The following is a 12,345-nucleotide window of genomic DNA, read 5'->3' as shown; positions in this document are numbered from 1 at the left end:
ATCCGGATTTCGGTCAGTACGGCAGCGGCGGCAGGTCGTGCCAGCTGGATGCCGGGGATGCGGAGGAGGCGGTGGGTACCGCCCTGGCGGTGGTAGCGGACAGCGCCGGCAGAGCGAGAGCACCGAGCATCACCGCAGATACGACGATTCGGGTCGAGCGCATGCGGAAAAGACCTCCGTGAAGGCATAGGCATTGAGCGGAAACGTGCCGGGGAGTTGTTCCGGCGGCTGTTTAAGAGTCCGGAGAATCGCCGGTTTGGCTAACCGGCGATCGTCGGCTATGTTGCGCCGCCGCGTCGTACTTGACGCTCAGCGCGTACGACCGGGCGGCCGGGGAAAAGCAGCCTGCGCCACACCCGCCGGGCGGCTGGCAGCGGCTGCGGGGCGAACCGGCGGCAGCGGACCGGCCTCGCCCTCAAGCCGGCCGGCGCACCACTGCAGAGCCTCGTCCGCTGTGTCGAAGCCACCCTCGCGCAAGGTGTACGTCCACGCATCGGTGTCGAACTCCTCAACGACGACTCGGAACGGGCTGAGGGCTCGCTCATCCATGGCGCGCAGCGCCACCACGGTGAACGCGTCGTCCGAGTCGTCGTGGGTGTACGAGGAGACAATGGCGAAGTGATCGCCCTCGCCCACAAGGCGTCGCTCCAGCCATCGAGTGGTCTCGTCCGCCGGTAGGGCGCACAGCTCCGGGTCCAAGCCGATGGCATCGGGTGGGCAGCCGCGGTGGATGAGCCAGGACTGGGCCATCACTGCCAGTGGCAAGGCTGCGCTGTCGACGGTGTACGGCCCCTTGTCCCGTTTCAAGTGAACGGCGAGGATCTGCGGCGTGCCTGGGGGGCCCCAGGTGGCGGTCCGGTCGAAGAGGACGTAGAAGGTCTCCGCGTCGGCATGATGTTGAGCGAGGGGGACGAGCTCGTCCCCAAGCGTGTCGGTGAAGGCGCGGTAAGCCGCCTCGTCGGCGGTCAAACCGGTTCCGGTTCGGTGGGGGACAACAAGAGCCTCTCGGTGTGGGATGCGGGTGCCAGCGACGGAGGTTTACGACGACGCCCGCCTGCGTGTTGGCCAGCTCCCGGTGCTGGTAGGCCAGGTGGGCATGCGGCTCGCCGAGAGCATCTCGGCCACGGAAGGACCCCAGGTTGTCGACGTCGTGGCCCGTGGCGGCTTTGTCACGGTGGTCGAGCGGCGAAGCCGCTCGCCGAGGTGAGTTGGGCGCGGGCTGAGTGGCGTGGACGTTGCTCCGTGCGTTCAGCGGCTGTGGTGGGGCGTGGAGGCCGGTGCGGGACGGCGCAGTGCCTGCAGCGGGGTGGGCGGTGGCCCGGGCCGGGGCACGGGTCCGCGGGTGGTCAGTTGCGGGGAGCGGGAGCGTGCCGCGTGGGTCCGGGCGCTCAGCGGACGGCGGGGCATCCCCAGACGCCGGCCCACTTCGTCGTAGATGTCGTTGCCCGCACGCGGCCGGATCGCGATGACGTGGATGTCCTTGTGGTGCACGGAGTTCGTCGGCGCAGGGCGGACGGCGTAGACGACGCGCCACTCCTTGCGCGAGTCCACGAACAGCTTCCGGTACCCCTCCAGGTCCCCGTCGAGGCGCTGGCCGAACCGCTGCGCGGTCACCACCTCCTGCAGGTAGGCGAGGGTGAGATCGCGGATGTCGCCCGGGGCCTGGAGGAGGTCGGTCAGGGCGCGGGGGTCGAAGCTCAGGCCGAACGCGGGCTGCTTCACTCCCCCGCTCATGACGTCGGCTCATCCGGCTCGGCAGGCTCGTCGGCTGCCCGCTTGGACGCCGCCTCCGTGCGGACGGACGGCGGCGGGCCCGGCAGGAGACGATGGGCAGGCCGGTCGGGAGAGGTCATGCAGGCCGACAACGGCCCGCCGGGTGCGCGGATCGCCGCGACAGCATGGGTGAGGAAGTCCCGGTGCCACACGAACAGGCCACTAAGCCCTGCTTCGGGGTCCCGGTGCTGCTGGTAGGCGAGCCACAGGGCGTGGAGCCAGGCCACGACATCGTCATGGTCCTGCCACTCCAGGCACCACGGCGCGGCGGTTGTGACCTCTGCCCCGTAGACCGGAAGGAAGTAGTCATCGACCCAGTCGCTGAGCGCGTCGAGTTCGTCTTCCAGTTCCTCGCCATCGAGTTCCAGGATCGGACGGGGCTCCGGCGGCGCGCTCGGCGGCCGGCCGACCGGCATGCCGAACGCGGCGAACGGCGAACCGGGCGGTTCCGGGGCGGAGGAGAGGTGGTCGAGCTGCTGGGCCTGCTGCGCCGACTGCTCCATGAGCCGTCGGACGCTCGCCTCGATTCCCTCCAGCTGCGGATCGGGAATACGAATCGGCTCCAACTCCCCACCATCAGGCGGATTTACAGATTCGGTCATGAGAGTGCGGCCTCCTATGAGACGCAGAAGGGGGAAGGGACAAGGCGGCGACACACGGCGGCGCGGAGGCAGAGCCCTATGACCGGTTTCGCTGGGCCATCGAGGCGACTGCTGGCATCTGCGCGAGCGGCGCTCGCGACTCAGGCGGTGAGGATCACGTCATCCTGGGTCAGGGTCTCGCGGACCGTTTCGGTGAGCCGGTCGGCCGCGATCGCGGCGTAGTCCTCGGTCTTCTCCACGCCGATGAAGTCCCGGCCCTCCAGCAGGGCGGCGACACCCGTGGAGCCCGAGCCGGCACAGAAGTCCAGTACCGTGCCGCCCGGCGGAGAGATCTTGACGAGTTCACGCATGACGGACACGGGCTTCGCGGTGATATGCCTACGCTTCGAGCCCGACGGCTGCGAGGCGCTGTAGAGGCCGGGCAAGTAGACGGGGTTCGTGGCGGCGTTGATCTTGCCCTTGGCGCCCCAGACGATGTACTCGCAGTCCTGGCGGAACTTGCCCTTCTGTGGCCGGGCCTGCGGCTTGTGCCAGGTCAGGATGCCCAGCCACAGCCAACCGGCTGCCTGGAGAGCGTCGGTTGTGGAGGGCAGTTGACGCCAGTCGGTGAACAGCAGGGCGGTCCCGCCGGTCTTCGTGAGGCGGTGGGCTTCGGTCATGATCTGTGTCAGCCAGCGGGTGTAGCTGCGCTGATCCATGTTCTCGCCGGTGAAGTCGGGGAGAGTGTTCTTGGAGTTGGCGGAGGTGTACTTCTGCTTGGCGGAGCGGCTGGTGCGTTCCTTGGCGGTCCGGCCACCTGAGTTGTACGGCGGATCGGTGATGACGGAATCGACGCAGCCGTCCGGAAGGCCGGCGAGAACGCTGAGGGCGTCGCCTTGGTGCAGGGAAAACGGCAAAGATGAACCCCTATTCGGGTGCGGGAAAAACCGGGTTGAACTAGCCGCCTCGCAGGAGTCCTCGCGGGCCGAAAGTGGGCATGCAGAAGCCCAGGGCCGCGGACCGAGGTGGGCGAGGGGAGTCCAAAAACTGTAGAGGCGAATCCGCCGACGCCCAAAAAGGCAGGCGTGAGGTATCGGATTCCGGTACCTCACGCCTGCCTTTTTGGGCAACCGCCGATCTGGGCCTACTGTTTTTGAACTGCCCGGTGCGCACCAGCGCCGGATGCACCCGCCGCGCCTCTCGCAGGATTTCCGTATATCGGCACATCTAGCTTCCTGTCCCGGCCACGCGAGGCGAGCGGCAACTCGCTGCACCGTCGCCCCGACCGCTCACTCCGGCCGCCGCGCCCTTCCGACACCCTCGCGCACGCGGCTCGCCGGACATGCATCTCGAAGGACACCGTCATGACATCGCGACATCCACCCATGCCCAGGACCGGTGACCGGCGAGCGGCACCCCCGCGTTGAAGTGGCTCGCTGTCGGCATCGGCGTCGTCTTCCTCTCTCCGCTCCTGATCGCCGGCGTCGCCATGGCGCTGGTCTCCTCATCCGAGGCCGCGCAGACCACCGCCACGCTCATCCCCTGTGTGCCCGCCGTCGACACCGACAAGATCGCCGACCAGGTCAGCCGGCTCCTGGACGGCGCGTCCAGCGACGACGTGCACGTCGAGGGCCTGGATCTGCCGGCCGAGCAGATCCCCGCCGCGCGGACGATCGTGTCCGTCGGCCTCTCGCTCGACGTTCCCACGAAGGGACAGATCATCGCGCTCGCCACCGCGATGCAGGAGAGTCGGCTGCGCAACCTCACCTACGGCGACCGCGACTCGCTCGGCCTGTTCCAGCAGCGCCCGTCCCAGGGGTGGGGCACCGCCGAGCAGATCCACGACCCGGTCCACGCGAGCAAGGCGTTCTTCACGCACCTGCTCAAGGTGCCCGGCTGGCAGCAGATGACGATTCCCCAGGCCGCCCAGGCCGTGCAGAAGTCCGGGCTGCCGGACGCGTACGCGCAGTGGGAGCCCCTGGCCACCGCGCTGCAGACCGCCATCGCCCGGACGTTCCCCGGCCACGGCACCGACAAAGGCCAGGCCGGGAAGGCGTCGACGGGTGTGACCGGCTGCGCGGGCACCCCGGACGGGTCCAGCTTCGGCCGCATCCCCGAAGGAAGCGTCCCCAAGGGCTACTCCATCCCCGCCAACACCGATCCGAAAGCCCGGACGGCCATCAAGTGGGCGATGCGCCAGCTCGGGACGCTCTACCAGTGGGGTGGTTCGTGCACCGCCGCGCACGGCCCGGACCCCATGGGCCGCTGCGACTGCTCCAGCCTGGTCCAGCAGGCGTACGCGCAGGCCGGGATCACGTTGACCCGCACCACGTACACCCAGGTCCGTGAGGGCAAAGCGATCTCGCTCTCCCATCTGGAGCCCGGGGACCTCGTCTTCAGCCGCGGCATCCCCACCCGGCCCGAACACGTCGGAATTTACCTCGGCGAGGGCCTCGTCATCGAGGCACCGCGCACCTCCAAGCCGGTTCGGATCACCCCCGTCAAGGACTGGACCATCCTCGCCGCCCGCCGCGTCGCATAACACCGATCCTCGCCTGGTCCTCGCACGTAAGGAGCCCGCCAACACCCATGTCCGTCACCCACCACAGCGCCCCCCTCGCATTCGATCCGGGCATCACGCCCCAGGACGGCGGCCTGCCCGGCCTGAGCGTGCTCACGACCGTCGTCAGCTCCATCAACCTGTTCGCGATCATCGCCGTCGTCGGGGCGCTCGCCATCTCGCTCGGCGTGTGGGCCTGGGGCCACCACACCGGCGGGCACCAGGCCGAGGCCAACGGGAAGAAGGGCGCGGTCGTCGCCGCCGGCGCAGCCCTCGGACTGGGCGCAGCGAACGGGGTCGTGGCCTTCTTCTCGACCCTGGGATCGCAGGTCCACTGATGCCGCGACTACCCTCCCTCTCCTCGTACGGGGCCACCTGGTCGGCAACTCGTCGCATCGCGGTCGTCGCCGCGGTTGCCGCCGTGCTCCTGGCCGCCGCCGTGATCATCGCCCTGCTGACCCGAAGCGACACCGGCCACCAACCTCCGGAGACCGTCGCGCCCGCCCCGGCGGACAGCCCGTCCTCCACCACGACCGTGCCGAAGCCTTCCTCCACCACCGGGCCGGTTCCTGCTCCCCCGCAGATCTCCGACCCAGTCACCTATGCCAAGGCGGCGGCCCGGATGCTGTGGTCCTACGACACCCGCACCACCAGCCGCGACCAGCAACTCGCCTTCATGCGGGCATGGATGACGAAGGAGTCCGCCTACCAGGACTGGTCCTCGGTCGCCGGCCAAGTCCCCGATCCGGTGCTGTGGTTGCGGATGGCCGACCAGGACCAGCACGCCACGGCGAACACCCCCGAAGGCCACTATCCCGGCGCGTTCAAACAGGCGCTCGCCGAGAACCCGTCAGCCATCACCGAGGCGTACATCTACGCCGTCACCGTCAACGGCGAACAGCGCATCACGTGGAAGGGCGGCGGCGGAGCCGAGGACCGCGCCGTGACCCTTGCGGTGCAGTGCCGCCCCTCCCACGACTGCACCTTGGCCGCCGTCGCCCCGAACGTCACGCAGTGACCCGCATCTGACACCGAAAGGAGCACCACCCCGTGGGTTTCTGCGATCTGCCCTTGACCGGGACACTGTGCGCCGTCGGCGACGCTGCCGACTTCGCCTCCAACCCGGCCGAGTCCTTGGGGAACTGGCTGGCGAAGTCCACCGCTGAGCTGGCAGCCACCGCTGCCGACCTGGCGGCCGAGGCGGTCACCACCACCACGAAGGTCGACCTCACCGCCGATTGGTTCGTCGACAACTACGAGATGCTGCTGCCGCTGGGCCTGACCGTCACGGTCGCCACTTTCTGCGCACAGCTGGTCCGGGCCGCGATCCGGCGCGACGGACAAGCACTGACACAAGCATTCACCGGCACCGTCTCCGGCATCCTCTTCGCCTTCGCCGCCATCGCGCTGACCACCGTGGCCGTCGAAGTGGTCGACGCCCTCAGCGACGGCCTCCTTAAAGCCGCCCACACCGACCTTGAGTCGGCCATTCGCCGCATGATCAAGGTCAGCGCGCTAGGGGCCCTGGCTCAGATGGGGTGGCTCGTACCGGTGGCCGTCGGGCTCGGCGCCGCCGTCGGCGCGTTCCTGTACTGGTGCGTCATGATGGTCCGAAAAATCGGCATTCTCGTCATGGTCACCCTGGCCGTTTTCGCCTCCGCCGGCGGCGGCTGGGAAGCCGCCCGGCGCTGGCGCAAGGGCTGGATCGAAGCCACTGCCACCCTCGTCGTCTCGAAGCTGTTGATGACCGTGATCTTCGTCCTCGGTATCGCCGCCCTCGGCAAGACCGAAGCCACGGACGGGATTGCCGCGCTCGCGGATTTCATGGCCGGCATCGTGATCATGATCTTGGTCTTGCTCTGTCCCTACGCCGTCTTCAAGTTCGTGCACTGGGCATCGGAGGGCACCGACGGCGAATCCATCCACCGTGCCGGTGGCGCCGGCGCCCAGATCGCGCGGGCACACGCCGAGAAGGCAGTCCGGAAGGGCGCCGCGGCTATCAGCGCCGCCGGAAGCGGCGGTGCCACAGCCGCCGCCGGTGCCGCCCCGCAAGGCCCGGATGGCGTGGGTGGATTCCCTGGACACATTGCCGCCCATCCGACCGGCGGAGACGACCAGGAGAACAAGGGTCCGCAGAACGACGGGACGAACCTCTCGCCCGGCATCGCCCCCGTGAAGACCGGCCTGGAGAAGGCCGTCCAGCCCGCGCCGACAAGCGTGTCCGACGACACCAGCGGACAGTTGGGCGGCAGCCCGGGATCGACCGGACCCGGAGCGCATGCCGCGCCCGGCCAGGACAGCGGGTGGCAGGGCACCCCGCCGACCACAACCCCGCCTCCGCAGGGCACACCTCCGACGGGCTCGCCGAACGCCACGTTCAGTGGGCCGGGCCAACCGCCACCGCCTCCGACCGGCCTCTGATCCGCCGCCCGACACCTGGGGCGGGAGGCGCGCACCGTGCCCCCGCCCCAGGCTCCAACCGCGCCACCAGGACCCCCTTGACTGATCATTCCGTCGCCCCGGTCACGGTGAAGTTCCCGCACCGTTCGCGCCGCGGCGTCCTCCTCGGCCTCTCCCTGCCCCAACTCGCACTCGCGGCCTCGATGGTGGCCCTGCTTCTGATGACGGTCGTCACCACCGGCCTGCTCGGCGCTGTCGCCCTGACCCCGCTATGGGCCACCGCAGCAGCACTCGTCGCGATCCGCCGCCACGGCCGCTCCCTAATCGACTGGGCGCCGATCGTCGCCCGCTACGCACACCGCCGCCGTACGGGCCAGACCCTCTGGCTGGCCCGACCCGTCACCCGGCCGCGGCAGGACGGCCTCCTGCACCTGCCCGGCACAGCCGCCTCCCTGAAGGTAGTCACGCCCGGCGACTCCGCCAACGGTGCCGCCGCCGTACACGACCCGCATCAGCAGACCCTGACCGCCATCGCCCGCGTCAGCGCGCGCGCCTTCGTACTTCTCGACCCGGCGACCCAGAACGCGCACGTGAGCGGCTGGGGGCGGGCGCTGGCCGGTATCGCCCGCACCGGACACGTCGCCACGGTGCAGGTGCTGGAGCGCACCGTCCCCGACTCCGGCGACACCCTCGCACGCCACTGGACCCAGCACGGGCAGTCCCAGACTCCGGTCGCCGGGCAGATCTACTCCGAACTGGTCGCATCGGCCGGACCCGCTGCCGCTCCGCACGAGACCTACCTCGCCATCTCCCTCGACCTCCGGGCCGCCCGACGGCTGATCAGCCAGGCCGGAGGAGGACTGCCCGGCGCCATCACCGTCATGGCGCAGACGACTGCCAGCATCGCGCAGGCGGCCCGGACCGCCGGTCTTCAAGTCACCGGCTGGCTGAGCGCGCGGGAGATCGCCGCCGTCGTCCGCACGGCTTACGACCCGAAGGCACTCGCCTCTCTCCAGCAGTGGTCCGAGACCGGCCGCGCCGAAGCCCACCCCAGCGCGGCCGGGCCCGTTGTCCAGGTCGAGGAGTACGACCGTCTCGCCACCGACAGCGCGAGGCATACGACGTACTGGGTGGAGAACTGGCCGCGCACCGAGACGAACGCCGGGTTCTTGCATGGCCTGATGTTCACGGCCGGCGTGCGCCGCAGCCTCTCCCTTATATACGTGCCGCAGGGAATCGAGTCCGCGCTGCGCGACGTCCAGCGGCGCAAGGCCGCGATCATCGCCGACGCCACCGAACGCACCCGCCGGGGACAGGTGGACTCCGAGGAGGACTCCGTCGAGTACGCCGACGTCAAAGCGCGGGAACGGCAGCTGATCGCGGGCCACGCTGATGTCGCCATGACCGGTCTGGTCACCGTCACCGCCGAGACGGACGCGCTTCTGGATGCCGCCTGCGCCCAGATCGAGACCGCGGCTGTCTCCGCCGGAGTCGACCTGCGACGGCTCAACTACCAGCAGCCCAACGCCTTCACTCTCTCCGCCCTTCCCCTCGCGCGGACCGACGCGCAGAAGAAGTACGGCCTCGCCTGAGCCCGGCCCCACCCGAAAGGCCCCCTTGCCCCACCCGCCCGCGCACGACGATGCGCACCCCTACCTCCGCGCGGCGAGCGCCGGAGTACGCCACCACGCCCGAGCCCTCGCCCCGTCGGCCAGCACCCCGCCCCCACCGGCGACCCGCCAGCACCTCGACGTGCTCCACGCCCACCTCACCGCCCTGCTGCCCCTCCTGGACCAGCTCGGCGAGGCCACCCGTCCGCCACACCCCGCCGCCGGCCGCCACCTCGCCGCCGCGCACACCCGTCTCTGGCAGGCCACCAGCGAGGTCCACGCCGCGTTCCACCTGCTACCCGCCAACACGGAGGGGACCGAGGCGAGTGAGTGCCGGCCCGAACGACTGCCCGAGGGCCCACCCGTGCTCACGATCTGCCAGCGCCACCTCGCTGCCGGGCACGTCGTCCGCCGCAAGACCACCCCTACCGACTTCCGCCCGCACACCACGGCCTGCGTGCGATGAGCACCACCCGCAGAATCGAGGGCCCCCGATGAGCCACCGGCCCGCCCGACGTGCTCGTCGCGCATCTGCCAGCCCCCTCTTCACCCCCCACGGCATCGACCGCGCCGGCCGTAGAGCCGCTCGTCGACAGCTCGCCGAGGCCACCGCCAAGGTGCGTTCGGAAATCAGCGCACGCCCGGCGGAGAGCACGTTGGCCGAGCACCAGATGCCCGCCGCGCTCTACCCGCCAAGCGGTCGCCCCGGGCCGGCATCCGGGCGCGGCAACCGGCTCCGGCTCCCCGCCCACCGCATGACCACCGCGGTCGCAGCCGGCGCCTACCCCTTCCTCGCCGAGGGCGGCCTCGGCACGGCCGGCATCTACATCGGCCGCGACGTGCACGCCGAAGCGTCGTTCGTCTACGACCCGTTCGAGCTGTACGGCAAGGTCGAGGGCTTCACCAATCCGAACCTGTTGCTCGCAGGTGTGATCGGCCAGGGCAAGAGCGCACTCGCCAAGTCGTTCGCGCTGCGGTCGGTCGCCTTCGGATACCGCGTCTACGTACCGTGCGACCCCAAGGGCGAGTGGACGCCCGTGGCGAACGCCCTCGGAGGCCGATCCGTCGCCCTCGGTCCCGGGCTGCCCGGAAGGCTGAACCCCCTGGACGCCGCCCCGCGCCCGGAGAACGTCTCCGAGGCCGACTGGGTTGGGGAGATCCGCAAACGCAGGCTCCTCCTCCTCGGCTCCCTGGCCCGAACCGTCCTGGGCCGGGACCTCATGCCCATGGAGCACACCGCCCTGGACATCGCCCTCGAAGCAGTCGTCACCAGCGCCGCCGAGACGTGCCGCACCCCGCTCCTCGGAGACGTCGCCGCCACCCTCAACAACCCGGCCGCGCTCGACGAGGCGGCCGGGACGATGGCGGGCCGGCTCGGCGACGCCGCCCGCGACCTCGCCCACGCCATGCGCAGGCTGGTCAGCGGCGACCTGGCGGGCATGTTCGACGCCCCCTCCACCGTGCGCTTCGACCCGCGCGTGCCGATGCTCAGCATCGACCTGTCCCGGCTCGGCGGCTCCGGCGACGACACCGCACTCGTCCTCGCGATGACCTGCGCGAGCGCATGGATGGAGTCCGCGCTCTCCGACCCGGGCGGCGGCCGACGCTGGATCGTGTACGACGAGGCATGGCGCCTGATGAGGCACATCGGCCTGCTGCGCCGCATGCAGGCCCAATGGAAACTCTCCCGGGGCCTCGGCATCGCGAACTTGATGGTCATCCACCGGCTCAGCGACCTGCTCACCGCCGGCGACGCCGGATCACAGGGCCGAGCCCTGGCCGAAGGACTCCTCGCCGACTGCAGCACCCGCATCATCTACCGCCAGGAGACCGACCAGCTCCACGCCGCGGCCTCCCTCCTCGGCCTGACCTCCGTGGAGATGGACGCCATCGCGCACCTCAACCGCGGCCGGGGCCTGTGGAAAGTCGCCGGACGATCCTTCGTTGTGCAACACCACCTGCACGCTTATGAGCTGGCGCTCTTCGACACCGATGCCCGCATGCACTGAAACACCGACCCCACGGAGACCCATCATCGAATCCCACCCCACCAACTCCCTCATCCCACCGCTGGAAGAAGACGACCTGGCCGTGCTCATGCACGACATCCAGGAGAACGGCCTTCTCCAGCCCATCGTTCTGGACAGCTCGGGCCGCATCCTCGACGGTCGCGGTCGCCTGACGGCCTGTGAACGCCTCAACATCGAACCGGTATTCGTCACCTACGACGGCGCCGGGATCGATATCTACAGCCTGTCTGTGAACCTCAAGCGCCGCAGCTTCTCCAAGGGGATGTGCGCGATGATCACAGTCAAAGCCCGCGCGAGCCTCGGTTACGCCTGTCCCGACTCGGGACAGACGGCTCGTCCCGACTCGGGACAGGAAGCGCGTCCCGAGTCGGGACACACGGTCCGAGACATCGAGGAGCAGCTCGGAGTCGCGCGCGCTGTCATCGGAAGAGCGAATGTCGTCTGGCAGTACGCGCCCGACCTTGTCGACTCCGTGATCAGCGGCACCGTCGGACTGGACCGCGCCTACGAAGTCGCCCGACAGAAGAAGGCGCAGACGGAGTCGGCGGAAGCACAGCTGGCCAAGCTTCGCATGACGGACCCCGCCCTCGCCACCCGCGTGGCGGACGGGGAACTGACTCTGCAGGGTGCCTGGGCAGAGCACAAGGCACGGCAGGAGGAGGAGATACGCCAGCGCCGTGTCGCCACACACCTGTTGTGCGAGATCCTCCCCTCGCTCGCCCAAATCCGTGGAACCCGCACCTTTACCCTCTACGATCCCGACCTGTCGCCACCCGGTCGGGCGGTGACGCGAGAAACTATCGAGCACGCATCCAGCGCCTTGGCGGAAGCCGCCTCCGTATGGGCGGAGCGTGACCTGCCGGGACCCAGATCGCCAACAATGCGCTGCGCACGCTCGTCCTGGAAGTCGCCCGACGCATCACCACCGACCGCGGACGCATCCACACCGAGGAACTGCAGCGGGAGCTTGCCAAGGAACTGGCCGGCAACAAGGACCTCCTCCCCCTGGCACTCACGAAGGGCTGCCAGGGGCTCGTCCGGGACATGGGAGCCCGCCACAGCCCTCGCCGCCGCCGCACGTCCGGCGGCCTGTATCACCCCGATTCCGTGCTGAAGCTCGGAAACGGCATCTGGGTGTGGATGAAGGACGCCACCCCCACCGACATCACACAGTGGGGACGGATCTGCTCCCGCAACGCCGTACACATCCTCACCTCCGAGGCCGAGAACCAGCAGTACGTCGCCGACCGCACCGACGCCTTCCGCGAGCATCCCGGAATTCAGCGGCTCGCCTCCCTCGAAGAAGCCGTCTTCCACTACCGGCAGGAGACCCTCGACGACGAGATCAACGGGTTCCCCGACACCAACGACCTCGACCACCTGTAGCTCGC

At 69.7% G+C, this 12,345-nt stretch carries 13 protein-coding genes; 9 read left to right on the top strand and 4 right to left on the bottom strand.

The genetic code is table 11. The features are described 5' to 3' along the window. Positions 1 to 309: 309 nt before the first annotated feature. The 4 genes from AB0L33_RS29055 to AB0L33_RS29040 form a co-directional block, all read right to left on the bottom strand. Positions 310 to 969 carry a hypothetical protein gene (locus AB0L33_RS29055; protein ID WP_365686158.1) on the bottom strand — a complete coding sequence of 220 codons (660 nt, stop codon included), beginning with the start codon at positions 967 to 969 and terminating at the stop codon, positions 310 to 312. A 279-nt stretch (positions 970 to 1,248) separates the two neighbouring features. Then, a complete protein-coding gene (locus AB0L33_RS29050) occupies positions 1,249 to 1,734 on the bottom strand; it encodes a hypothetical protein (RefSeq protein ID WP_365686157.1) in 486 nt (161 codons plus the stop codon). Then, positions 1,731 to 2,276: a DUF4913 domain-containing protein gene (locus tag AB0L33_RS29045; protein ID WP_365686294.1), complete on the bottom strand. Its 546-nt coding sequence runs from the start codon at positions 2,274 to 2,276 to the stop codon at positions 1,731 to 1,733. Before AB0L33_RS29045 ends, AB0L33_RS29050 begins: the two co-directional genes overlap by 4 nt. Positions 2,277 to 2,515: 239 nt before the next feature. Further along, the gene (locus AB0L33_RS29040; protein ID WP_365686156.1) at positions 2,516 to 3,271 is read right to left on the bottom strand and encodes a site-specific DNA-methyltransferase; all 756 of its coding nucleotides are present in this window, start codon (positions 3,269 to 3,271) and stop codon (positions 2,516 to 2,518) included. Between the two features lie 506 nt (positions 3,272 to 3,777). Here AB0L33_RS29040 and AB0L33_RS29035 point away from each other — a divergent pair. The 9 genes from AB0L33_RS29035 (at position 3,778) to AB0L33_RS28995 (ending at position 12,340) form a co-directional block, all read left to right on the top strand. Beyond that, a complete protein-coding gene (locus tag AB0L33_RS29035) occupies positions 3,778 to 4,896 on the top strand; it encodes an NlpC/P60 family protein (RefSeq protein WP_365686154.1) in 1,119 nt (372 codons plus the stop codon). Positions 4,897 to 4,943: 47 nt separating this feature from the next. Continuing rightward, positions 4,944 to 5,252 (top strand): DUF6112 family protein, encoded by a 309-nt coding sequence (locus AB0L33_RS29030; protein ID WP_365686153.1) that lies wholly within the window; start codon positions 4,944 to 4,946, stop codon positions 5,250 to 5,252. Then, positions 5,252 to 5,932 carry a hypothetical protein gene (locus AB0L33_RS29025; RefSeq protein WP_365686152.1) on the top strand — a complete coding sequence of 227 codons (681 nt, stop codon included), beginning with the start codon at positions 5,252 to 5,254 and terminating at the stop codon, positions 5,930 to 5,932. Before AB0L33_RS29030 ends, AB0L33_RS29025 begins: the two co-directional genes overlap by 1 nt. A gap of 32 nt (positions 5,933 to 5,964) precedes the next feature. Continuing rightward, positions 5,965 to 7,335, top strand: coding sequence for an ATP-binding protein (locus AB0L33_RS29020; protein WP_365686150.1), 1,371 nt, complete (start codon positions 5,965 to 5,967; stop codon positions 7,333 to 7,335). Positions 7,336 to 7,412: 77 nt separating this feature from the next. Then, entirely contained in the window at positions 7,413 to 8,906 is a 1,494-nt protein-coding gene (locus AB0L33_RS29015) for an SCO6880 family protein (RefSeq protein WP_365686148.1), read from the top strand. A 25-nt stretch (positions 8,907 to 8,931) separates the two neighbouring features. Beyond that, a complete protein-coding gene (locus AB0L33_RS29010; RefSeq protein WP_365686146.1) occupies positions 8,932 to 9,390 on the top strand; it encodes a DUF6238 family protein in 459 nt (152 codons plus the stop codon). A 28-nt stretch (positions 9,391 to 9,418) separates the two neighbouring features. Continuing rightward, positions 9,419 to 10,933, top strand: coding sequence for an ATP-binding protein (locus AB0L33_RS29005; protein ID WP_365686145.1), 1,515 nt, complete (start codon positions 9,419 to 9,421; stop codon positions 10,931 to 10,933). Further along, the gene (locus AB0L33_RS29000; RefSeq protein ID WP_365686292.1) at positions 10,893 to 12,068 is read left to right on the top strand and encodes a ParB N-terminal domain-containing protein; all 1,176 of its coding nucleotides are present in this window, start codon (positions 10,893 to 10,895) and stop codon (positions 12,066 to 12,068) included. The genes AB0L33_RS29005 and AB0L33_RS29000 overlap by 41 nt, the downstream gene beginning before the upstream one ends. After that, on the top strand, positions 12,062 to 12,340 hold the full coding sequence (locus tag AB0L33_RS28995; protein WP_365686144.1) for a hypothetical protein: 279 nt from the start codon (positions 12,062 to 12,064) through the stop codon (positions 12,338 to 12,340). Before AB0L33_RS29000 ends, AB0L33_RS28995 begins: the two co-directional genes overlap by 7 nt. The last annotated feature ends 5 nt before the right edge of the window (positions 12,341 to 12,345 follow it).

This window comes from Streptomyces sp. NPDC052299 (genome assembly GCF_040679335.1).
Classification (GTDB): Bacteria; Actinomycetota; Actinomycetes; order Streptomycetales; family Streptomycetaceae; genus Streptomyces.
The sequence above is the reverse complement of the archived record's forward strand: the minus strand, read 5'-3'. Positions and strand labels throughout refer to the sequence as shown.